This window comes from Bacillus sp. FSL P4-0334 (genome assembly GCF_038004825.1).
Lineage (GTDB): Bacteria > Bacillota > Bacilli > Bacillales > Bacillaceae > Bacillus > Bacillus velezensis.
In genome coordinates this window covers 2,863,557-2,890,396 of sequence record NZ_JBBORX010000001.1, presented here as the reverse complement: position 1 = coordinate 2,890,396, position 26,840 = coordinate 2,863,557, and the positions used below count along the sequence as shown (strand labels likewise).

The following is a 26,840-nucleotide window of genomic DNA, read 5'->3' as shown; positions in this document are numbered from 1 at the left end:
CCCTCCTTAACTCAATTGTTGTACATGTCTTGTTACTTTAGGCTGATAGCTTCGCAGTTTTTGCATCGCCGAGCCGTGATGTTCAGGGTATACTTCTATCATTTCTTGCGGTTTTTCCTCCGGCTCTTCCGCCTGTTTCATCATGACGAACTGATTCAACGGGCCGCCGAGCAATCGTTCAAGCGCCGCCATTGCTTCCGGCGCTTCAATTGATCCGACTCCCGCCTGTTTCATCCGTTCTTGATAGTCGGCAGATGATACGATTCCGACACTGCCCCAGTAGCTCCAATTCATCACTGCCGCCGAATACGGCCGAACTTGAGCCAAATGAGCGGCAAAGGCATCTTTGAAACTGCATCCGGCAGCATAATTGCTTTGTCCGGCCGCTCGTGCAAATGATTGAACAGATGAGAAGAACAAAGCAAAGTCCAGCGGCTCATTTCGGAACACGCGGGCCATATTCACGCTGACATTGACTTTCGCAGCGAGCACGCTTTTCAAACGGCTTTCCGGCATATTTGCCAGGCTCTGATCCTCTAAAACAATTGCGGAATGGATGATTCCGTTAATTTGCGGGTGCGTGCGTTTGATCGTTTCATACGCCCGTGTGAGCTCATTCGGATTTGCCGCGTCAGCTTCAATATAAATCGGCGCCGGGCCGAATTGGCTGAGTCTGTCGATTTTTTCCTGGATGGCGCTGTTATGTTTTCGTCTGCCGATCCAAACGACTCGCGCCTGATACGTTTTCACAGCATATTCGCTCCATGCCTCGCCGATGCCCCCCGCACCGCCGATAACGACATAAACGCCGCCTTTTTGGTAGGCGGGCCGGCTTGACACCGGCTGCTGTACAGGAATAAGGCGCTGTTTGTACCAGTGATTGTTCCGGTACGCCCATGTATTGCCTTGCTCATCAAACGGCGCTGAGAACAGCTCCGCCTTTGAAACATCTTCCGGACAGCCGGCATCAATCAGCCTTGTTTGCCAGTTCGGATATTCTTTTGCGAGCGAGCCGACCAAACCGTGAATGCCTGCATGAGCCGGATCAATAATGTCCGCCGGCTGTACGGACTGTGTTTTTATTGTGACTGCAGTCAAGCTGATTCGCTTGCCTCCATATCCTAAAGCAAGCATGGCCTTAATCACTCTGTACATCTGGATGACGCCCGCATCCTGAGCTTTTACCATGTCATCAGCGCTGTGAAAAGGAGCGATCCATACGATATGCCCGAAAGACCCTGTTGCTTTCAGTTCAGCCGCAACAGCCTCTATTTCATCCTCCGGGTTGATATGAAGCCGTTTCGCAGAAGGATGATGCAATTGAAAAGCCGCGCTTTCCTCATCCCCCGCGATAAAGACAACCTCTTCCGTCTGATATGCCGGGCTTTGATCACGGAATTCCGCGAGATCCCACACCGGAGCCAGAAGGTTTGCTCCATTTAATGATGTTTCCGGCGCGGGGCCTTCCATCATTCTGGAAGAAATCCCTTTAATTCTGACACAGACCCGGCCTGTCTCATCGCATAAGTCAATGTCCATACGCTGTATTTTTTCATCCGTTCCCCGGGAGCTGACATACGCCCACATGCTTGTCGTGCACGGGCTGAAAATGTCCAGTTCTTCAAGGGCGAACGGCAGTGACAGCTGGTTATCATCTGCGTGCAGCTTCAGACCGATTGTCGCTTGCAAAGCTGAATCAAGCATACACGGGTGAAGAACGTATTGATCTGCCGTTTCTTCGAGGAAGGAAGGCAGCCGGAGCTCAGCCAATGCTTGATTGCTTCCGATATGAATCTGCTGAATTCCTTGTTGTCCGGGACCGTAGTCAATGCCGATTTTGCTGAATAAGCCGTAACACTGTTCAGAAGTCAGTATACTGAGGCCGCATTGAGCTTTCAGTGCGCCTATATCACGGTGCGGAGCCTCCCCGGCGCTGAGAATGCCGGCAGCCCCCTGACAGTGTATCTGCCTGCCGCTTGCTTCTGTTTGTGAATCCGTGTAAACGTCATACACGATTTCACCGTTTTCCCTCGGGTTCAGGCTGATCTGCGCTTCAATCGGGCGGTTTCCCGCTTCGATCGGCCGAACCCAAACGATGTTTTTCAGGCGGGTGACAGATGGACGTTCCTTTTGCCCTTTGAGTGCCTGAGCAACCGCCGCCCTAGCCATTTCCAAGTAGGCAACGCCCGGCATAACCGGCTTGCCTTTAATAAGATGATCGGTGAAAATCGTCTCTTGTCCCGTAAATTCGGATCGGTACCGCTGCTCTGTTAAATCTGATACATTTTCGTGAAGCAGCGGGTGCAGCACCCGCGACGTCGGCACAGCTTGCGGTTTCTCTGCTTTCGGCCGATTATCCGTGATCCAGTACCGCTCTTTCGCAAACGGGTAAGCAGGAAGACTCATCCGTTGAGGCTTGATATCAGAATATAGGCCGTCCCATTTGATATCCGCGCCCTGCACCCATAATTCCGCAAGCTTGTCATTCTCTCGGCGGCTTATCAGCTCTTCGATATCCGCTCCCCCGTTTGCGCCTGCCAGAATGGATTTCAGGGAGGTTTTACCCGCTTTTCCTTTATAAATGCCCGCTATATCATAACGTCCTTTCGCACAGCTCTTTAGCTTGTCCCGCAGTTCTTCAGCCGAGGAAGCGATAATGGCCGCTCTTTCTTCCATGGCATCACGCCCCTGCTGAAGCGTGTAAGCAACATCGGCAAGATCCGCATCCGTAAAAGAAGCTTGCGCCAGCTGCTGCGCCTGTTCCTGCAGACGCTCTTCTTCTTTGGCCGACAGCACAAAGATTTGAGGGTGTGTGAAAACAGCTGTTTTTCTTTCTTCCTTCGGGATATATTCTTCAATGACGACATGGGCGTTTACGCCGCCGATGCCGAAAGAACTGATTCCCGCACGGCGCGGCAGAAGATTGCCGTTTTCGTCTTTCAATGCCGTCCATTCTCTTTTTTCCTGTACGATGTAAAACGGACTGTCTTTCAGCTTGATATACGGGTTGATGACCTCGCTGTGGAGGCTTTTTGCAAGTGTTTTATGCTTCATCTGCATCAGCACTTTGATCACACCCGCGACACCGGCTGCCAGTGACAGGTGGCCGATATTGGTTTTGGCCGATCCCAGACCGCAGTGACTCGCGTAAACGGCGGAATCGCCTGTTTTTTCGTACAGCTTTTGAAAGGCGGATTTCAGGCCGTTGATTTCGACCGGATCGCCAAGCTCCGTTCCGGTTCCGTGCGCTTCAATATAAGTGACTGTTCTCGGATCAATGCCTGCTTTGTCATAAGCCGTTCTGACGACTTCCGCCTGGGCTTTCGGATTCGGCGTCGTCAAGGAGTTCGCACGTCCGCCGTGATTGACCGCGCTGCCTTTAATGACACCGTAGATATGATCGCCCGCTTTTTCCGCTTCTGACAGCTTTTTCAAAAACAGAATTCCGGCACCTTCACTGACGGCAAATCCGTCCGCCCTGTCGGAGAATGTTTTACATTTCCCTTCTTTGCTCAGAGCGCCGGCTTTGTCATAAGCGATGTGGCCTTGCGGTGTGACGACGGTATTCACGCCGCCGGCGATCGCCATATCGCAGTTCCCGTTTTCAATGGCGCATACGGCGTGATGAATCGCGACCAGCGAGCTGGAACAAGCCGTGTCGATCGGTTCACTCGGCCCGTGCAGATTAAGCATATAGCTGACGCGGTTCGGCCCCGCTGACGGACTCATATTCGCGGCTGACGCACCGCCGATATCCAGGTCGGAAAACAGTGAGCCGTATCCGGTATTCCCCGTGCCGATATACAGGCCTGTTTTCGTGCCGGAAAGGCTTTTAGCGGAATATCCCGCATCTTCTATCGCCTTCCACGCATACATCATTAACAAGCGCTGCTGGGGATCCATCTGTTCGGCTTCCAGCGGTGAAATTCCGAAGAACAGCGGATCAAAATCCGCAACTCCGTCAATAAATCCGCCCCACTTTACATTTGTTTTGTTGGCTTCATTAAGCGGGTCACCGTAATACTCACGCCAGTCCCAGCGATCCGCCGGCACCTCTGTTATACAGTCTTTTCCTTCTTCTAAGTTGCGCCAATACTCATCAATATTTGCGGCCTTCGGAAACACTCCGCTCATGCCGACAATAGCGATCGGTTCCGGTTTATGTTCAGCCGCAGTCTGAACAGGCTGTACGGCAGTTTTTGCAAATCGTTTGTTCCCTGCCAGTCTGATACCGCCATCATCAGTTACGCTGCTTTGTTTTTCTTCTTTCGGCTGTGTGCTGCCGGCAAATTGTGTTTGATAGTCTTCTGCTAAATGATGCGCCAAGGCTTGAATCGTCGCATATTCAAAAAATACAGTCGGTGTCAGATCAAGCTGATAAGTGTCATTCAGCTTGTTGGCGAATTCCGTCAGCGTAATGGAATCAAATCCGTATTGATTGAACTCCAATTCGATATCGATTTCTTCAATGTTTATTTTCAGAAGCCCGGAAACCTCTTTTGCCAGCAATTCCTGAAGTTTTGCCGTCAGGTCTTTAGGCGCAGGCATTTCACCCGTTTTCTTAACCGGTGCAAAAGCGGATGCAGGAGTCTTTTGAAGCAGCTTTTCCCGCATTACGGCGCGGTTTCCTTCCATGACGAGCACGCTTGTTTTTCCCGTGCTCCATGCTTTGTAAAGAGCTTCTATTCCAGTCTCAGTGCGCATCGGCGTTACGCCGGTTCTTTTTTCGGTGAGCTTCGCCATTTCTTCATTGACTTGCATTCCGCCGTTTTTCCACAGCGGCCAATTGACCGACAATGTGTGACCGTGGCGGTACATTGCGGTAACCAGTGCGTTGCGGTATGCCGCATAGCCGTCCATAAATGCGTTTGCTGCCGCATAATCCGCCTGTCCCGCATTCCCGGTGACGCCGGAAATGGATGAGAAAACGATAAAAAAGTCCAGCGCTAAATGCTCGGTTGCTTCATCAAGGTTGACAAATCCGTCCGTTTTAGGAGCCAATACACTGTAAAACTCTTCGGTTGTTTTCTTTGCGATATATTGATCTTTCATCACACCCGCGCTATGAATGATGCCGTGAAGGCCGCCATATTCCGTCTCAATTGTTTTGACCAGGTCTGCCGCAGTTTGAGCGTTTGTTACGTCAGCCTGCTTGTATTCCGCTTTTGCTCCGAGTGATTCAAGCGATTGCAGCTGCATCCGCTGATTCTCGCTTAACGCGGAACGGCCTGTCAAAACCAGTGTCGGCTCTTTGACTTTGCGGGCGATTTCTTTCGCGAAAATAAAGCCTAAGCCCCCGGCTCCTCCGGTAATGAGATAAATGCCTCCGTCGTTCCACGGAATGCGTATTTTGCCGCCGGACACGGCCGTTTCTTTGACATCTGCGCTGTATCGGATGCCGTTTTCATATTTGATATGGCTGTCATCAGCCCGTGTTTTATTTTCTCTGATGATGTCTGTGATTCTGCCGTTTTCCGCCGGTTCTATTTCAATCAGCTGGGTTTTCAGTTTTTTATGTTCCAGGCCGGCTGTTTTTAACAAAGCTGAAATGCCTGAGAGCAGCTGATGCTTATCTGTTTTAGAGAGAACCGTCTGGATGAGGACGTCTCCATCCGTCTCTTCCTTCAGCAGTTTTTGCAGCGTCTCCAATATCCGTCCTGTATAATCACGGAAGCGCGCCGCCGCTTTCCCGTGCCGGGAGGTCATTTCAATACATTCAGCTCCCGCGGCTTCAACGGCTTGTTTCAATCCGGCGTCTGTGTCACAAAGCAACACGATATGCCGGGCAAAAACCGGTTCCGTTTGAACGGCGGTTTCATCGCTTCGGGTCCATACCGGCTCAAGCATGAGCGTTTCCGGAGCTTTTTCTTTTTTCTCAGGTTCTTTTTCAGCCATTCTGAATGACAAACCTTTCAGCCTTACGCACACCTTGCCGTTTTCATCACAAATATCAAGATCGCGTTTTTCAATCTGGCCGGCTTTGTGGTCTTCAGAAAGTCTGGCGTAAACCCACATCTCGGCAGCGCATGCGCTGAATACTTCAAGCTCCTGAACCGCAAACGGAAGCATCAGTTTTTCATCATTTGTTCCGGTTAATATGCTTGATGCCTGCAATGCAGAGTCCATTAAGCCCGGATGCATGACATACTCCTGTACCGTGTCCGCACAAGCCGCATCAAGTGACAGTCTGCCCAATACGAAATCATCACCTGTATAAATCGCTTTGACACCCCGGAAAGCCGGGCCGTAATCAAAACCGATTTTGCGGTACATATCGTACACTTCATCTGCAGAAAACGGTGTCTCGGCGGATTGTGATCTCAGCTTTTGGAGATCAATGACCGGTGCCTCGGCATCAGGGCGGACTGATACTGCCCCTTGGCTGTAAACGGACGGCTGATCTGTTTCCCGGCCGCTGTAAATGTCGAATTGAACGTCATTTGCCGTTTCAGGAATGAGACGGATGTTGACATGAACCGGCTCGTCTTCAATGGTGATCGGCCGCACCCAAACCGTATTCTTAAGCTTGACGCTTCCTTGTCCGGCCGGAACTTCAGATGCCTGTTCCATTGCTGCGCGCGCCATTTCAAGATGTGCCACACCCGGTAAAATCGGTACGCCTTTTACAACATGGTCCGCAAGGTAAAATTCTTTTCCTGTATAGATTGAACTGAACCGCTGTTCTGCAAGGTTTGAAGTATTTCTGTGCAGAAGCGGATGAAGCGCGTCTTGTTTTCCCGCAGATACAGTGCTTGTTTTTTCGTGTTTTCCGGTGCTTTTTGCCGCCCAATAGCGGTCTTTTGCAAAAGGATACGACGGCAGGCTCATGCGTTTAGGCGGACGGTCTCCATACAGCTTCGCCCAATCGACGTTCAGTCCTTTGACCCATAATTCAAGCAGCTTCGCGTATTTGCCGCGTGCCATCCATTTTTCAACGGCTTCTTGAATTTCTTCATCTTCCGTCAGCATTTGCAGCGTGCCTTTGTCGATTCTTCCTCTGTACAAGTCCGCGTGCTTATCTCCAGTGATAAACTGTGACAGTTTTTCCTGCAGTTCTTCTGCAGATCCGGCAATAACCGCCAGACGTTCTTCCATGGCGTCCCTTCCGATTTGGAGGGTATATGCCATAGAAACGAGGGAGGATTGATCGTACCGTTTTTCAGTAAGCGCACGTTTCAGCTGTTTTGCCTGCTCTTTCAGGCGTTTTTCATTTTTGGCGGACAGAACGAAAAGACATGGGTCGATATGAGAATCATCTGCTTCCTCTCTGTCTTCTGGAATGTATTCTTCGATGACGACGTGGGCATTTACGCCTCCGATGCCGAATGAGCTGATGCCCGCGCGGCGAGGCTGTTCGTTTCCGCGTTCGTCCGTCTGCGTCTTCCATTCCATTGTCTCCCGCACCAGATAAAACGGGCTGTCTTCAAGCTGAATGTACGGATTTACCGTCTCACAGTGGAGACTTTTTACTAGTGTCCGATGCTTCATCTGCAGCAAAATTTTAATAATGCCCGCTGCTCCCGCGGCAAGGGATAAATGGCCGATATTCGTTTTGACCGACCCTAAGCCGCAATAGGCGGCCGCTTTCTCTTTTCCGTCTGCAAACGAGCTGAACGCTTGTTTCAGTCCGTTAACTTCAAGGGGATCTCCCAGTTCTGTTCCGGTGCCGTGCGCTTCGATATAAGAGACTGTTTTCGGATCAATGCCCGCTTTTTTGTATGCGGCTTTAATGACTTCCGCCTGTTGTTTCGGGTTAGGCGTTGTTAAAGATGCCGCGCGGCCGCCGTGATTCACCGCGCTTCCTTTAATGACGCCGTAAATATGGTCCCCATCCGCCTCAGCGGCTTTCAGCTTTTTGAGGAAAAAGAGACCGGCTCCTTCACCATGGGCAAAACCGTCAGCCTGATCAGAGAACGTTTTGCATCTTCCTTCTTTACTCAGCGCGCCCGCTTTATCAAAGCTGATATACACATCCGGAAGAACAATCGTATTGATTCCTCCCGCCAAAGCCATGTCGCACGTTCCTTCTTCAATTGAAGAAACGGCATGGTGTATGGCAACGAGCGAGCTTGAGCAGGCGGTATCAATCGGTTCGCTCGGCCCGTGCAGATTGAGCGTATAGCTGACACGGTTCGGTCCGACAGACGGACTTGTATTCGCCGCGGATGACCCTTCAATCGCCGCATCGGTCTTGGCTAAAAGCGAACCGTAGCCGGTATTTCCGGTCCCGATAAACACACCTGTCTTTGTGCCTGAGAGACTCTTTGACGCATACCCGGCATCTTCGATCGCTTTCCACGCATACGTCAGCAAGAGGCGCTGCTGAGGGTCCATTTGCTCCGCTTCCCGGGGTGAAATCCCGAAAAATAATGGATCAAATTCAGCAATTCCGTCAATAAACCCGCCTTGGTTGACGTTTGTTTTATTGGCTTCTTTTGCGGGATCCCCGTAATAGTCCCGCCAGTCCCAGCGGTCTTTCGGAATCTCGGTCATGCAGTCTTTGCCTTCTTTCAGGTTCTGCCAGAAAGCTTCAATGTCTTCTGCCATCGGGAAAATCCCGCTGATGCCTACGATTGCGATCGGTTCCGGCCCTTGGCCCCGCTGCACTGTCTGCGGAAGTGTCTCAGGCAGAGTGCGTCGTCGCTTAACGGCCGGGCGCGTGATTTGAGTCTCTTTTACCGGTCTTGCCGATTGAACCGTTTTTGTATTTACCGCAAACCGTCCGGCAAATTCCTCTTCGTATTCACTGATTAAATGAACGGCAAATTCATGGATTGTCGGATGATCAAAGAAAATCGTCGGCGTTAACGTAAGCCGGTACGTTTTGTTTAACTGGTTCGTAAACTCAGTCATCGAGATGGAATCCAGCCCGTATTTTGTCATTTCTTCATGAGGATCAATTTTGTCAATGTTTACTTTTAACAGTGAGGCCGTCTGCTGTTTTAACAGATGCTTCACTTTTTCAAGCAGGCTGTCAGCATCAATGTCATGACGTACGCCGGTCTCTGCTTCCGGATGATCATTCTCTTTGCGGAACAGTTTTGCTTTCATGTGTTTCACATCTCCTTCAAGAACCGTCATCCGGGCTGTCCCGCTCATCAAGCCTTGATATAAAGCCTTGATGCCGGCATCTGTGCCGAGCGGTGCGATTCCCGCCTCCTGCATCAGCATATCTTCCGTCTGCTTTCCTGCCTGCATTCCGCCTTCTTTCCATAACGGCCAGCTGACAGAAAGCGTCTTTCCGTATCTTTGTCCTGCGGCTTGTAAAGAACGGCGGTACTCGGCATACATCTCCATAAAGACATTTGCAGACGCATAATCAGCCTGGCCGACGCTTCCAAGCACACCTGATAAGGATGAAAAGACAATAAAGACATCTAATTTCTCATGTTGTGACGCTTCATCAAGATACACAAGACCCTTCACTTTCGGAGCGAGAACATGTTGGAATTCCTCTGCCGTCTTCTTCACCATGTAGTTGTCTTTTATAATGCCGGCACTGTGAACAATCCCGTCCAGCCTGCCATGCCGTTTGCGGATATTGCGGATCAATCGGTATACTTCTGCTTCGTCCGTGACATCGGTCTGCTCGTAGAAAACAGAAGCGCCGGCAGCACGTACTGTTTCCAGCATGTCTTTCTGCTTTTCTCTGAGAGCGGACCGGCCGGTTAGTATGATGACGGCATCTTTTGTACAGTTTGCGATCTCATTTGCAAAGATCAGACCTAAACCTCCCGCACCTCCTGTAATGAGATAAACGCCTTCGTCTTTCCACGGAATATCCGGCTCCGCTTGAGAAATATCCATCTCTTCCCAATCAGCGGCAAAGCGCTTGCCGTTTTCATATTTCACATGGACGCTTTCGGCATGCATACGGTTTTCGGACGCTTTTTCCGCTATGCCTTCAGCACTTTCTTTCTCCTCGGCTTCGATCATTTGACAAATCAGCTTGGAATGTTCAAGGCATGCGGTTTTGAAGAGGCCGGTAATGCCTGAGAACACCCGCTGTAAGCCTGCTGACCGCGTAACAGCCTGAAAAAGAACGCTGCCCTTCGGCTTGCCTTTCATTATGGTTTTGATATGGTCAAACAGCTGGCCCGCATAAGAATGATACCGCTCTGCAATAGATGCGGGACGATCGTCCAAGATAATGACGCTTGCATGTTCAAGCTTTGCTTCCACGGCCTGTTTTACGGCTTCATCGTACTCACAAAGGAAAATAATATGCTCTTCATACGTTGGCTCGTGGTCCGCCGGTTCCGGCTGCTCTTTCCAGATCGGTTCAGCGAGCAATGTGTCCGTACGGCTGACAGGATCGCCTGCACCCGCGTTTTCTTCCATGATCCGTGTTGAGAAACCTCTCATCCGCACACAAAGCCCGCCGTTATTGTCATATAAATCAATATCGGCTTTTTGGATAGGATCGCCGGCTTTATTGTTCGCACTGAACGTGACGTGCACCCACATATCATCAGCGCACGGATTCAGAACGTCCAGCTCCTCTAAAGCAAACGGCAATGCGGCTTTGAATGGTTCCCCGCTTTCTGCAAGCAGCGCTCTCGTCACGTTTTGCAAATATTCGGCGGCCTGAAGCGCACCGTCCATCATACTCGGATGAAGGATATAATCAGCTTTTGTATGAGAGACGGATTCAGGAAGCTTCAATTTAGCAAGCAGCCGGTCTTCGCCTTTGTATACAAGCTGCACCCCTTTGTAACCCGGCCCGTAATCAGCACCGATCATTCCTTTGTAAAACGCTTGAGATTCGATTGTTCCCTGTGTGCACCGGCGCTTCAGCTGCTCAATATCCGCCGCTTCCTCCGGTTCCTTCCGGATGATTTCAGCGATGCCCTGATTATAAAGAGGAGCTTCTTCACCGATAGAATCGTTATCCCCGTACATTCTGTATTGAATCTGTCCGTCCTCTTCTTCATAAAGTCCGATATGGACACGGACAGCCTCCTGATCGGCTATCACCGGACGGACCCATACAATATTCTTTAAGCGCAGGCCCAGAGATTCCTCTGTTGCCCCGCCGATGCTTTTCTCCGCCGCGGCCCGTGCCATCTCAAGGGTAACGGCAGCCGGCACGATCGCCATTCCTTTAATGATATGCTCGGCAATAAAATACTCTTTTCCCGTGAATTCCGAACTGAACCGCTGCTCCTGCAAGACGGATGTATTCTGATGTACCAGCGGATGCAAAAGCTTGGTATCCGTTTGCTTCACGGTTTCTTCCGGCCAGAAGCGCTCCTCTGCGAACGGGTAGGTCGGCGCACTGATTCTTTGCGGCGCGGAATCCGGATACAATAAGCCCCAATCGACACGCGCTCCTTCAAGCCAGAGCGCCGCGAGTGCTTTCAGCTTTTCATCCCGTGTCTGACATGCCGCAAGCTCTTCCATCTCCTGAGCTGACACTTCTCTGCTTCTCACTTTTTCGCCCCGTAAGATGTTTTGGTCATTGCCGTTGATGAAATCCTGCAGCTGACGCTTCAAATCGTGACGATCATGACTGATAAAAACGGCTCTCTCTTCCATCGCTTCACGTCCGGTCTGATACGTAAATGCCAGATCATGCAAGGAAACATCGTTTTCGGCTTCATCCAGAAAGCCGGATAAACAGGATGCATAGGCAGTAAGACGCTGCTTATTTCTCGCTGACAGCGGAACGATATAAGGCGGCTGTCCGTCATTTGATCCGCTGATCGTTTTGTTTTCATACTGTTCAAAAATGGCGTGTGCGTTTGTTCCTCCGAGTCCGAATGAGCTTAACGCTGCGCGGTGCGGCGTCTCTCTCTCCGGCAGCGGTTTTCTCTTATCCGCCACATAAAACGGCGAACCGCTGAATTTGATATTCGGATTCGGTGACGTGTAATTAATGGTAGGCGCCAGCTCCCGATGATATAAACTCATGGCGACTTTGATGCACCCGGCCAGACCTGCTGCTGTATCCAAATGTCCGATATTCGTTTTTACGGAGCCGATCCCGCAATACTGCTCCCGGTCCGTGTAACGTTTATACACTTGCTGCAGCGCGGACATTTCAATCGGATCACCCAATGTCGTTCCTGTGCCGTGCGCTTCGATATAGGAAATCGTCTCCGGGTGAATATTCGTGCTGTCTAAAACATGCTGGATGACGTCAGTCTGACCTTTTACACTCGGTGCGTAAAAACCGACTTTATCCGCTCCGTCATTGTTAAGACCGATGCCTCTGAGCATGGCGTATATGTGATCTCCGTCCTGAACGGCTTGTGACGCCTTTTTCAGCAGAATGACGGCCGCTCCTTCTCCGCCCGCCATACCGTCGGCTGAAGCGTCAAATGCTTTGACATGCCCGTCGCTTGAAAAATTCAATCCGTTTTGGTGCACATAGCCGATGGTGGTCGCTGCATGCAGAGTTGCTCCGCCGACGAGCGCGTATTCCGATTCTCCGCTCGTTATGCTTTTGTAGGCTGAATAAAGACCGACTAATGATGATGAGCAATTGGAATGAACGAAATAGCTTGGCCCTTTTAATCCGAGCTTATGGGAAACCATCGTCGGAATCGTGCCGCTCTGCGCTAACACCCATGACACATAGCCGTCGGGAGATTCATGGCCTTCTGTCGTTTTTTCCGGCAAAAGCGACCGATACGAATTATTGCTTGCCGACATATATACGCTTGTCTTCGGAATCTCTTTCGATACATATCCCGCGTCCTCGACGGCTTTCCAAGAATGAAGCAGCAGAAGCCGAAGCTGAGGATCCATAAATTCTGCGTCTTTCGGAGAAATGTGAAAGAACTCAGGGTCAAAAAGATCTTTTCCTTCTATCGTCGATAATGCCGGCACATAGTCGGGATTTTCGATCAAATCTTCAGGCACGCCGGCTTCCCGAATTTCTTCTTCCGAGTAGAAGCGGACGCTTTCCTTTCCTTCTCTTAACTGCTTCCAAAACTCATGATGATTTTTCGCACCGGGGAACTGGCAGGAGATCCCCACTATCGCCACACTGTCATCAAAGTAAGACGGCACCCCGTTTTGCGGTGTTTGTTCTCTTTCTCTCTCATCTTGGCCGGGCGCCACTGATTCAGCCGCCTGTTTTGTTTCAACAATAAATCGGCTGATCGCCTGAATGGTAGAGTGTTCGAATAAATCCGTGACGGTAAAATCGCATTCCAGCTCCTGTTTAATGCGTTCTGCCGCCGCAACAGCCAGAAGCGAGTCGCCTCCCACATCGAAAAAGCCGTCTTCGATTTTGATGCCCGCCGTATTCAGCAGGTCTTCCCATATTGCGGTCACTTTCGCTTCCGCTTCTGATAACGGCAGTCTGCCCGTCTTTTCAGACCGGTGAACGATTACCTTGCGCTGTTTTAGGTCTTTGCGGTTCACTTTTCCGCTCGGTGTTAACGGCAGTGCATCCAGGCGGATAAAATGGGCAGGCGCCATATAATCCGGCAGACTCGATAAAAGATGGTTGCGGAGCGCTTTTTCGTCTGCCGTATGACCGGAGCGGGCCGTATAATAAGCAATCAGCTTTTTATGTCCGTTCTTTTCCTGAACCACAACCGCCTGATCAAGAATGTCCGGATGTTCGCTCAATTTCGTTTCAATCGCTCCCAATTCGATGCGGAAGCCGCGAATTTTCACCTGACTGTCAATCCGGCCGGCATATTCTATATTTCCGTCAGGCAGCCATCTGGCCAAATCACCTGTCTTGTAAAGTTTTTCTCCTTCACTAAACGGATTATCAATAAATGATGCCGCCGTCAGCTCAGGCTGATTGTAATAGCCTCTGGCCAGACCGGCGCCGGCCACGCAAAGCTCCCCGGCCACACCGTCAGGGACGGGGCTGAGCTTTTCATCAACGATATAAAGCCGCGTATTGTGAATCGGTTTCCCGATCGGCGTATTCCTGCTTGTGATTTCCTTTTGGCCGCAGCTGTAGTAAGCGGCATAAATGGATGTTTCCGTCGGGCCGTATATGTTTTCAATTCTCGCATGTTTGAAGATGGAAACTGACTTTTTAACTAAATCTTTCGGAAACGCCTCTCCGGCCACCATCACATATTTCACAGGGCCGTCTTCTGTAAATGCCGTATGCCGCTTTACCGTTTCCAGAAATACATTAAACACGGCGGGCGCAAAATTCAGATGCGTGACCTGGTGGGTTTGGATATATTCCATGCAAAGCTGCGGATTTTTTTCTGCACCAGGCGGCAAAATGACAAGCCGTCCGTTTCCGATAAACCAGCCGAATAATTCAGAAATCGAAACGTCAAATACGTAATTCGTTTTTAACAAATAGGCATCCTCTTGTGCGACCGGATACTCAGCTTCCAAAAACTGCAGCGTATTCATGATGGCCCTGTGCTCAACCATGACGCCTTTCGGTTTTCCCGTGCTTCCGGACGTATATAGAATATAAGCGAGATGATGCGGTTTTGAACGCGGCGTCAGTTTTGCCCCGCTCGCAGAACGTCCGCTGTTTTCAATTTCCACCGTGCTTACACCGCCGATGGCCAACTGTTCAATCATGCCGCGCGTCTTTTCCTGCGTTAATACGATTGACACGCCGCTGTCAGTCAACACGTGGGCCATCCGTTCGTTTGGAAAAGCCGGGTCCAGCGGTACATACGCGCCTCCCGCTTTTAAAATGGCGAGGATGCCGATGACCATCTCAAAAGAACGCTCCGTACAAATGCCGACCGGGCATTCCGGTGTGACGCCCTTTTCTTGCAGGTACACAGCGAGCGCCGTGCTTCGTTCATCTAATTCGCGATATGTAAGACTGTTTTCACCGAATGTGACGGCTTCTCTGTCAGGGTGGCGTCCGGCTTTTTCCGCAAACACTTCATGAATGCAGCGCTCATTCGGCTGATGGGATGAACGGCTTTCATCCCGTTTTTGATTGAGCAGGCCGGAACAGGCTTCAAAAGCGATCTCCGGATCAGAAAGCACCTTTTCTGCCAGTTTCATATAATGCTCCGCCATTCGTTCGATGAAAGAAGGGCTGTAGACATCCGGGTTGTACAGAAATTGCAGGACGGTTCCCGTTTCTTTTTTATAGACTTCAAGCGCAAGCTCAAATTCGCCTTCCTGATGAATGTCTTCTATCATTTCAATGCCGAGTGATTGATATAGTTCCGCCAGCTTTTCCGCTCCTTCTGTCCGGAAGAAGTTTTGATAGAAAAACGCGGTTTGAAAAACAGGCGACACCGCGGGCGAGCGTTCCGTCTTCAATTCTTTGACAAGCGCGGGAAACGGATACGCGGCATGGTCCAGCCCTTCTGCCAGTGTCAGCTGCAGCTCCTTCAAAAACGACGTAAAAGATTTGACGCCCGTCTCCCTGCTTCTGACCGCGATCATATTAATAAAGTATCCGATGACAGACTCAAATTGAGCCTCAGAACGCCCCATCGTCGGCATGCCGACGATGACATCTTCCTGATTCGTATATTGATAGAGCAGTCCTTTGAAAATAGCGAGATACACAACGGATTCATTGACATTATTTTTTTTGGCGCAAACTTTAATCTGCCGGTTCAGTTCATCAGGAAGCAAGCGCTGATACGCCTGCCCTTTGCAAGTTTGAACCGATGATCTCGGATAATCCGACGGAAGCTCAAGCACCGGCAGCGGTCCTTCCAGCTGCTTTTTCCAATAAGAGAGATGCGTTTTTCCCGCTTCGCTTTCCAGCAGCTCTTTTTCCCATTTCACAAAGTCATGATAATCTGCGGCCTGCTGAAGCATGACAGGTTCTTTGCCTTCGCTTGCATAAGCGTCCAGCAGCGCCGACATAAACGTCATAAGAGAGACGCCGTCAAAAATAATATGGTGAATGGTGATTAACACAATCGGCTCCCGCTTCGCCCGCCGGAATACTTGAACACGCAGGAGCGGCCCGGTTTCAAGCGAGAACGGTTCTTTTGCTTTTTCTTTAATAAACGAAAGAGCGTCACGCCCGCTTAATTCAGAAAGATCCATTTCTTCAACCGGAAAATGCCGATCCGTATCTTCTATCTGATACGGAAGGCCGTTTTCCTCTTTTATCACACTGGTCAAAATAGGGTGCTGGCGCTGCACGGACAAAAGGGCGTTTTTGAATGTCTCGATATCCAGCTTTTGAAAACGAAAGCATAACGGAATGTTATATGCGCTCATCTCCGGAAACATTTTCTGAAGCATCCACAAACCTTTCTGGCCTTCAGAAAGCGGACGTTTTGCAGTTGTCCGCTTGAAAGCCTGAAGCTTTTGTTCTACTTCAGCGATGGTGAGCGTTCCTGATCTGTAGGCATCGAGAAGTTCTTTATGATTCATAGGTCTTACTCCCTTCTATGATGTCTTGCACTCTTTTAAAATCTAATGTCCCCTCAGAGACCTGTTTCATCATGGCGATGATCTCCTGATCCGTATACTCCTTGCTTTCCGGAGCGGCGGCTTCTGTTTCGGTTTCTTCCGTTCGGTAAAACGTTTCGATCGTTTCTTTATGTTCTGTCAAGTAATAGCTGATGACGTCTCCGAGCGTGGCATAGCTGTAAAATAACGCCGGAGTGACTTCAATGCCGTAATGACTCGTCAAAAGAGCGGCAAATTTGGCTAAATAGATGGAATCAAATCCGAATTCCGCCCAGTTTTTATGCAGGACGAGTTTATCTTTGGATATTTTCAGCAGACTGTGTATCAGCTCTTTCAAATCCGCTTCGAGCCGTTTTTCCGTGCTTTCTTCCGGGATGCGGCGGCTCACGGTTTCCAAAAGAGCATCCGGTTTTGATGAATCGTCCCGCCGTATACCTAAAAATCGTTCGGCACGGCTTCTTTTGCCGGCAATGATAAGGCACTGGGTGTTGTCTTGAGAAATAACGCGCTCAAACAGCTCAATGCCTTCATCTGTTTCTAACAGGCGCTGGCCGCTTGATTTCAGGTACATGCCCGTCGTCTCTTCACCGCCGACGGCCATTCCGCCGTTTTTCCAGACCGGCCAGTTGATGACAAAAGCGTTTCCGCTTTCTGATTGTTCGTTTTTATAGCGGGCATACGCCATTTGGAACCTGTTCGCGACCGCGTAATCACAGCAGCCGAAATCTCCTAAAACAGCCGATGTGGATGAAAAGTAGCAGATGAAATCCGGCGTTTCGTTTTTCAGCCACTCGTCAAGAAGCAGGCTTCCGTTTATTTTCGGTTCAAGCGTACTGCGGAAATTCCCGATTTCATTTTCAAAGACGGATGTTCTGCTTTCGATGCCCGCCGCATGAATGACGCCGTGAATGGCTCCGAATCGTTCTTTCGCGCGCTTGATGCAGTCGCCCATTCCGATCGGATCACAAACATCGGCTTCGGCGTAAAGAACACCCGCGCCGAGATTTTCCAGGTCTTTCATTTTTTCTTTCTTTTCCTCATTGATCGGCGACCGCCCCGTGAGAATGACATTTGCCTCGTAGTTCCGGGCGAGATGGCGGGCAAATAAGTAGCCGAGCCCTCCTAATCCGCCTGTAATGAGATATGTTCCGCCGGTTCTGATCCTGCTGTTTTCTTTCGTTAGTCCGGTTGGTTCGGAGTGATAGACATATCGTTTTCCCTCTTCCAAGAAAACGGTATGGTCTGTTTCAGCTTTCAGCTCGTCCCAAATGGTTCTCATCCAGTCCGTTATGGCCGCACCGGCTTTTCTGAAGTGGCCGGTAACACTTGTTTTCGGGAGAACAATGCCGAGCGAACGCTCAAAGCCGATCCATGATTCCAAGTAGCACCTTTCCAGACCGGATGCATATTCCCCCGCCAATAACAGCCTTTCCGGCTGCAGACCGGTCTCAGCCATTGCTTGGAGAATATGGACGATACATGAATAATCTTCGATGCAGCTTTTATCTTCAAGCGCCCATAAATACAAAATGGCAGAAGCTTCACCGTACTCTTTTTGAATATCCGCAAAAGCGTTCACATATGATTGCGGATATTCCCGCACCACTTGGCAGCGGCCGGCGGACAGAGCCTCATACCGGTCTCCCTGAGCGATAAAAATAACGTCAATGTCATTGTCATACGATTTGATCATAGAGATGGCTTCCTGCTGCTTCTTCTGATCAGATAAGAAAGAAATCACCGTTTTGACTTGCTTTTCTCCGGCTGCCGGCAGAGCCTGTTCTTTAAGAACTTCTCTAAAAGCCATTACTTCAAACTGTTCCGCCGGATCACTTTCATCAGCCGGCGCGTTAACGGGCGCGGCCTTGCTTTGTACAGGCTGCTGATGCCAGAAGCGTTCTTTTGCAAACGGATAAGCAGGCAGGCTGATGCGGGCCGGAGGACGGTCTCCGTATAATTTCGCCCAATCGATGTCCAATCCTTTTACCCAAAGCTCAAGCAGCTTAGAATATTTCCGTTTGCTGATCCAAGCGTCTATGATTGTTTCCATATCATCATCCGCCGAAAATACGGCAAGCATCCGTTTGTTTTCTTCCGTGCCGTCACGGTGCAGTCCGGCGCTGTTTTGTCCGGCGATAAATCCATTCAGTTTTTCCTCAAGTTCATGAAGTGAATGGACGATAAAACCGAGACGCTCTTCCATCGGCACCCGGCCCGTCTGAAGAGTAAAGGCTATGCTCATAAGGTCGCGGCCGCTGTATCTTTTTTCACGGATGGCGTCTCTGAGCTGTTTTGCTTTTTCAGTGAGCCGTTCGCTGTTTTTCGCGGACAGGACGATGATGGCGGGCTGATCTGCCGGCGTCTCATCAGGTTCTTTGTCTGCCGTATATTCTTCTATGACGAGGTGGGCGTTTGCTCCTCCCGCGCCGAAGCTGCTTAACCCCGCCCTTCTCGGAAGCTCTTGGCCGCCGATGACGGGACGTTTCCACTCACCGAGCTCCTGCTGAACGGCAAACGGCGTATACGCGAAATCAATATTCGGATTCAGCTGTTCCGCGTGCAGGGACGGCGCAATTTGGCGGTCTTTGAGCTGGAATAATATTTTTGTCAGACCCGCAATGCCCGCGGCGCTTTCACAATGGCCGATATTTGATTTTGCGGAGCCGATGGCGCAAAACTGTTTATCTGTTGTATCCTCTTCAAATGCTTTCGTTAATCCGGCGATTTCAATCGGATCTCCTAATGCGGTCCCCGTACCGTGGGCTTCAATATAACTGACGGTGCGCGCCGGGACGTTTGCCCTTTCGAAAGCTTCTTTTATTAAGGCGGCCTGCGCATTCGGATTCGGAACGGTGTATCCGTTCGTTTTGCCTCCGCTGTTAATGGTGCTTCCTTTAATCACACCGTAAATGTGATCGTTGTGGGCAATCGCTCGGTCCAACGGCTTTAATACGACCGCTCCTACCCCTTCTCCGTCGACAAAACCATCCGCGCGGTCTCCGAACGATTTGCACGTGTCGCCTGCGGAAAGCATGTTCATGACTGACAGATTCATATAATGGATCGGGTCGGTCACTATGTTTACGCCCCCGGCAATCGCACATTCGCTTGAACCGCTGTAAATGCTCTCAAGCGCCAGATGAATGGCCGTCAAAGAAGAGGAGCAGGCTGTATCAACGGCAATGCTCGGCCCTTGGAAATCAAAAAGGTAAGATACCCTGTTGGCAATGGACCAATAGCCGTAGCCTGTCGGGTAGTTTTTGTTCATCGCGCCGGCAAAAACACCGATTTTTCTGCTTTGGCACAGGTTGTCAGGCGTATAGCCGGCATCCTCGATACTCGCATACGCCGTTTCTAAAAATAATCGCTCCTGCGGGTCCATTCGCTCCGCTTCCAAAGGAGAAATCTGAAAGAACAGCGGATCAAACTTGTCCATATCCTCAATGAAGCCGCCCCATTTCGTATAAATAGAGCCTTCTTTACCTTTCTCTTCATCGTAGTAATCCTGCCAGTTCCAGCGTTCCCGCGGGATTTCTTCTATGCAGTTTTTTCCTTTTTTAATATTAGCCCAAAGCTCAGCCGCTGTTTTTGCCTGCGGGTAGCGTCCTGAAACACCGATGATGGCCACGTCGCGAACCGAACTTTGCCGGACGGTCTCTTGGGCTGCCCGTTTTTCCCTCCGCCGCCAGTCAGTGCGAAGCGGCTTAGCAGGCTGTACAGCCTGCGGTTCTGGTGATGCCTTCCGTTCTTCCTGAACAGGCGTTTGTCCCGTCAGTTTGATCATCGCGTCTTTTTTCGTTTTGATTAAGTGAGCGACGAGCGCCTCAATCGTCTGATATTCAAAAAATAAAGTGCTGCTGACTTGGTCCAATACATTTCGTAACGCGTTTGTCAGCTGTACGACGACGATAGAATCAATTCCGTATTTTTCAAGCGGCGCTTTCGGATCAATTTGAGCCGGCGGAATTTTTAATGTTTCTCCGATTAACGTTTTCAAGTACTCGGTGCTTTTTTCTGTTAAAGACGTGTCGCCTTTTTGCACCGTTGTTTGCGCCTGAAGTTCCGGCGCATGTGCTGCTTTTGGCGGAGAGGTCCGTTTTCCGGCCCCTGCTTTAAGCGTTTTTTGGCGAACAATGCCGTTGCTTTTTGCCGCTATAATCTGATGGCTTAATTCATGTGCCGCTTCTGCCGGGAAAAAGACAGAATGCCAGCCTTCACTTTCTAACACGCGCTTCCAGCTTTCCGGATACAAGCCCGGGCACCCCGGAATACGAAGGGCAGAATCTTCATGCAGCCACCAGCCTTCAAGCAGTCCGAAAGTAATATGCGGGAACAGGCTGTTTCCCGCCATTTCATTTAAGAGCAGCAAACCGTTGTCTTTTAAAACGGCTTTGGCGTTTCTCAGCGTCTGGCGGATGTCTTTCGTCGCGTGGAGCACATTGGCCGCAACGACGATATCGAATGCGCCCGGCTCTATGTCCTGGCCGGCAAGCGGCGCTTCTGCGTTAAAAAGCTTATACGTCAGATAAGGATTCCGTTTGCCGTATTCCGTCTCCGCATGCACGAGAAAAGCTTTCGATACATCGGTGTAACAGTATTCTTTTATATGGTTTTGATACGGCCTAAGCTTTTCAAATATGCCTGCGCTTGTGCCGCCTGTGCCCGCTCCGATTTCCAGTATGCGGATCTCGGCTTTTGAATGTTTGCTGATGTTTTCTTTCACATAAGCCGTTAATGTATCTGACAGGGCGCTGTTAAAGTAATCCGCGACTTGATTGTGCTTATAAATTCCTTCAACAAGTTCCATTGAAGAGTGCGGGAACATGATGTCTGTCGCCGGCACGTCTTCGCGCAGAATGTCCGGCAGTGCTTTAAGCATCGTCTCGGCTAAAACAGTCATCGCTTTTGTATCGGCGTTGTTGAGCCATTCCTCTTTTTCCCGCTCCCATTTTTTCCATAGGGAGGCGGTTGTGTTTTCGGCTCGCGCCGACAGTTTATATGAATCCGCATTCCCTTCCAGATAGCCATGTTCCAGAAGGAAAGCGATCGTTTGATTGAGCCATTTTTTAAAGTATTCATGTTCGGGCTCATACACTTTAAGGCTTTGCGGCGTCAGCAAGTCTGCTTCTTTAAGCTGGGCGATCAACAGCTGATACAGATAATCATCGAGCTCCTGATGTTCAGCCTCTCTAACAAGACGTGCGCCGGGCGGAGCGACCTTCGGCTGTTGTGAAAAGACAAGCGGCTGAGGCGGATAAACGGAAATTTTTTCTCTTTCACTCATCCCTTCGACTGCGACCGGTTTTGTCGTATGAATGAAAGCCGCCTGATCAACCGGCAGCGTCATAAGGGTTTCAAGCGCCTCCATTGCAGCGTCCGGTTCGATCAATCCCAATCCGATCTGATCCATCAGCTGAATAAAATCACCGTCTTCAGCCGCTTCGCTGTTGCCCCAATAGCCCCAATTCATCACTTTGACCGGACAATTCCATGTCTGATCAAGTTCTTTCGCAAATGCGTCACTGAAAGCGCATCCCGCGGCATAATGGCTTTGTTTCACGTTATGAATAAATGCCACAAGCGAGGAGAAAAAGAGCGCAAAGTCAAGCGGCTCCCGTCCAAATACCTCCGCCATGGACACACTTACATCGGCTTTTGCCCGCAGCACCGATTTGAACTCTTCTGTCTTCATATTATTTAAGCTTTGCTCAGACAGATCCATTGCCGAGTGGATGATTCCGTTCATTTTTGTGTGGCGCTCTTTTATGAACTGATAAGCCCGCTCTAAGGAAGCACTGTCGGCGGCATCGGCGGAAACATATTCAGGCGCCGGGCCGAATGCGCTGAGCCGGTCGAGTTTCGCCTGTATGGAATCATTCAGTGTGCTTCTTCCGATCCAAATGATGCGTGCTTTGTAGCGGCGGATCATGTATTCACTCCATGCCTCGCCAAGATACCCCGCGCCTCCGATCACGGCATAAACCCCGCCTGTTTGGTACAGCGTGCCGTTTTTCGGCATATTGTCAAGCGGTATCAGTTGCCGCTCAAACAGCTGCTGATTGCGGTACGCCCAAATTTGACCGTTTTTCCCGGCAGAAAGACTGAGCGCCTCTTCGATCGGCCAGCTGCCGTCCGTTTCTGTGTCAATCATGCGGATATGCCAATGCGGATATTCTTTCGCCATTGTTCCGGCAAGTCCGCTGACTGCCGCTTGTGACGGGTCGGCGCTGTCTTGATCCGAAAACGGCTGGGCATTTGCTGTGACGATGCACCAGTCCAAACGTTTTTCTCCGTACCCTAAGGCAAGTAATGCTTTCATCAGCTTGAACACATGAAGAACGTTTCTTTCCTGTTCCTTGAGGCTGTCCGCACTCTCAGCCTGCGGAGCAAGCCAAATGATTTGCTCCAGTTCTTTTTGTCCTTCAAGCATGTGCGTAAGAGATGTGATATCATCCGTACCTCTGATCGGATAATAGGAAGCATTCGGCAGATGTTCTTTTATGCGCGTATGTCTCGAATCCGTTCCGCCGAATACTGCCGTCTGCTTATCCGCCGCTGCTTCCCCGGCTTTTTCAAGCGCAACAGGCTCCCAAGCCGGAATCAGCATCGTATGGCCGACAGGCGCCTCCGAGGTTTCTCCGCCCGCTGTTTGGCTTGTGTCAAGCGCCCGGACGGACGCGCCTTTCATCCGGACATAAACCGTACCGGCATCATCGCACATATCAATGTCAAATTTTCTTACGTTGTCATCTGCTTTGCTGCCTTCTGTGTACCGGATATATGACCAGATATGTTCAGGGCACGGTCCGAACACTTCCACTTCCTGCATCGCAAACGGCAAAGAAAGCTCGTGGCTGTCTGCATCATCATGTATCGATCGGACAAGCAGACCGACGGATGCGTGAAAAGCGGCGTCCATCATACTCGGGTGAAGCGTATACTGTTCTTTTTTGTCATGTACGGCAGCAGGGAGTGAAATACGGGCCAATAATCGGTCTTCTCCGAGCAGCAATTGCTGTACCCCCCTGTATGCCTCTCCGTAATCCAGACCGATCTTCTCAAAAGCACCGTAACATTCTTCCGCAGTCACGATTCCTAAATTGCAGGAAGCTTTGACAGACTCGATATCTATCTGGGCGCTGCCCGGTTCGGTAATGACCGCTTCACCCTGGCTGTGAATAACCGGATCTTCGCCGTTTTCTGCCTCACTGTATATTTCATAGGTAATCTCACCATTATCTTCTGGGTAAAGGGCAATATGTATTTCCTTCGGTTTGTCTTCAATCATGACCGGCCGGACCCAAACAACCTGTCTGAGTGTGACGCTATGGTCTTTTTCCGTCACGGCAGCAGCCTTTTTGACCGCCTCTGCGGCCATTTCCAAATAGGCGACGCCCGGCAATATTTTTTGTCCGTTGACGACATGGTCAGATAGGAAAAATTCATCTCCCGTAAAAAGAGACGTGAAGCGCTGCTGCGAAAAATCTGACGTATTTTCTTGTAAAAGCGGATGCAGTACTGTGCCTGACAGGCTTTTCTCCTGTTTTTTCTGCTGCGGAATCCAATAGCGTTCTTTTGCAAACGGATAAGTCGGAACGCTTGTTTTACGCGGTTTACCCGAAGCGTACAGCTTATTCCAATCTATTATTTTCCCTTCTGCCCATAACGCGGCAAGCCGTTTCGGATCGTCCGTCTCGGGAGCGGCTTCGCTCATCTCCGGCAGCTCAGCTTGTCCGCGCCATAAACCGGGGATGTTTTCGTTTCCTTTTACGAAATCATTCAGCTTTTCTTTCAAGTCGCGGATGTCATTTACAAGGAAGACAGCTCTCTCCTCCATTGCTTCACGTCCTGTCTGAAGAGTATAAGCCAGTTCAGACAGCACCGTCTTTTCTGAAAGCGATCGGGCTAGTTTTTCCGCATAGGCCAGAAGCCTGTCTTTATTTCTTGCTGACAGCGGGATGAGTTTTGCTGCCTCGTTTTCAGGTGCAAGCGCTTTTTGTTCAGGCTGAATGTATTCTTCTAAAATGATATGGGCATTCGAACCTGATGCACCGAAGGAACTGAGCCCGGCCCTGCGCGGATAATGTGTGACTTTACCGTTTTCTTCAGCTGACGGCTGCTTCCACGGAGCAGTCTGCTGCTGTACGTAAAAAGGAGATTCCTCAAATTTCAGGTGAGGATTTAATTCCGCAGAATGCAGTGATTTGACAAGCGTTTTGTGATGAAGCTGCAGCGCCGCTTTTGTTAACCCGCTGATCCCCGCCGCTGATTCTGCGTGGCCGATATTTGATTTGACCGAACCGATGGAACAAAATTGCTGATCCTGCGTCCCTTGGCTGAACGCTTTTGACAGACCTTCAATTTCAATCGGGTCTCCTAACGAAGTACCTGTGCCATGGGCTTCCACATAACTGACGGTCCGCGGGCTGATACCTGCTTTTTTCAGACAGGCCTTAATGACTTCTGCCTGTGCAGCAGGATTCGGGACGGTAATTCCGCTTACTTTCCCGACGTGGTTAACGGCGCTTCCTTTAATGACCGCGTAAATGCGGTCGCCGTCTTGTTCGGCTTTTTCCAGCGGCTTCAGCAATACCGCACCGACTCCTTCTCCGGAAACGTAGCCGTCCCCGCCCTCGCCGAATGTACGGCAGCGGCCGTCACTTGAGTGCATGCCCACGCTTCCGTAGCTGAGATATTTCGCCGGGTGCAGCGACAAGTTCACCCCTCCCGCAAGCGCGGCCTCACATTCGCCGCGGCGGATGCTTTCGATGGCCAGATGGACGGCGGTCAATGATGAGGAACAAACGGTATCCACCGCGATGCTCGGCCCGTGGAAGTCACAATAATAGGACACTCTGTTGGCGATCTGCGCATAATTCAGTGAAACCGGAAAAGGATCAGTTTCAGATAATTGTTCTGCGCCGATTAAGGAATAATCTTTATGCATCACCCCTGCAAATACGCCGATCGGATGCTGTTTCTCCCCTTTATTTCCCAGCGTTTCAGGCGTATACCCTGCATCTTCAATCGTTTCCCAGCATGTTTCTAAAAACAGGCGCTCCTGCGGGTCCATCGTTTCCGCCTCACGCGGTGAGATTCTGAAAAACTGGGGATCGAAGCAGTCGGCATCGTCAATGAAACCGCCCCATTTTGATACTGTTTTTCCAGACGGGGACGTTACGTTTTGATATGTTTTCCAATCCCATCGGGACTTCGGAACTTCAGTGATGCAATCCGTGCCTGCCTTCAGGTTTTCCCAAAACTCCGCCACACTTTTCGCTTTCGGATAGCGGCCGGCCATTCCGATAATCGCGATGTCTCCGGTGTTTTTATGATGTTCTGGCGCGTCCGGCGCTTCAGCTTCAGACCGTGATGGTTCGGCTGCACGTTCCGCACATTCAAATGAAACGGTCTTTTTCAGATAGGCTGCGAGTTCTTTTATATTTGTATATTCAAAGAGAAGAGTGGGCGCGAGGTCCGCACCCGTCTTTTTACTGATATCCTGTACAATCTCAAGCAAAGAAGATGAATCCAGCCCAAGCTCATAGTAGCCTGCAAGAACGTCCAGCGTCTCCCAAGGCTGCCCAAGCTTATCAGCCAAAAGCTTCTTTAAAAACAGAATGATGTCTTTTTCATCTGTGCTTTCCGGCTCAGTTGCAGCCTGTTGATTCTGTTCGGCTGTATTCTCGTCTTCTTCGAACCGAACCGCTTTTCCCGTAATGTTTTTAAGCTCCGCCACCTTTTGTCCGGATCGGCTGAAGTACTCGATCGTCATCGTTGTGAGTTCTTTTTCCTGACGGACGCCGGAAGCGGCGATACGCGCCGTGCACTCAGATTGCAGCCTGTCGGCGGCCGTGAACGATTCATAATATAAAGGCAGATGAAGCCGGTTTGTTTCAGAAAGCAAACCGCTCGCCCCGATTCCGCTCGCATCCAAAAGGGCCGGATGGAATAAAAAGAAATCTTTTCCTTCTTCGCAAGAAAGCTCAGCCAGCATGCCGCCTTCTGTTTCGTACAATCGTCCGTTCGATTTCATCATGCCGGAATGAACCAAGTCATGATCCAGGCAGCGGTTATACATGTCATCAAGATTCAGAGATCTGCCTGACTGCTTCACATCGCCGAAATCAATGGTTTCGTCAAATGTCACAGCGTCTCTTTTCACCATTTCAGCTGTCGCATATTGTATATTGTCTGACAGCTCGTCACCTTGCTGTTTCTGCCCTGAAAGGGAGATGAGCCACTTTCCATCTCCGCTATCAGAACATTGAATGGTCAGAATGATTGCAGCCGTTTCACTGACGGTTAAAGGCTGATAAATCGTAACGTGCTTCAATTCGAGCTCATTGTATACATAACCGTGTTCCTGAAAAACCTGATAAATCAAATCGATATAAGCAAGACCGGGCAATACCGCTTCACCAAAGACCATATGGCCCTTCATGATGGGATGATCCAGTGAGATATTGATTTTTTCCGATATCATTCCTTCCCACTCC

2 protein-coding genes are annotated in these 26,840 nt (G+C 50.2%); both read right to left on the bottom strand.

Translation table 11 applies throughout. The features are described 5' to 3' along the window. Positions 1-6: 6 nt before the first annotated feature. Positions 7-16,302, bottom strand: coding sequence for a non-ribosomal peptide synthetase (locus NSQ37_RS14505; protein ID WP_253612965.1), 16,296 nt, complete (start codon positions 16,300-16,302; stop codon positions 7-9). Continuing rightward, positions 16,292-26,827, bottom strand: coding sequence for an SDR family NAD(P)-dependent oxidoreductase (locus tag NSQ37_RS14500; protein ID WP_341123954.1), 10,536 nt, complete (start codon positions 26,825-26,827; stop codon positions 16,292-16,294). Before NSQ37_RS14500 ends, NSQ37_RS14505 begins: the two co-directional genes overlap by 11 nt. Positions 26,828-26,840 lie beyond the last annotated feature (13 nt).

Bases quoted from the DNA above. Each gene is read 5' to 3' on its own strand.
- NSQ37_RS14500 (WP_341123954.1), bottom strand. From the start codon at position 26,827: ATGATATCGGAAAAAATCAATATCTCACTGGATCATCCCATCATGAAG.
- NSQ37_RS14505 (WP_253612965.1), bottom strand. From the start codon at position 16,302: ATGAATCATAAAGAACTTCTCGATGCCTACAGATCAGGAACGCTCACC.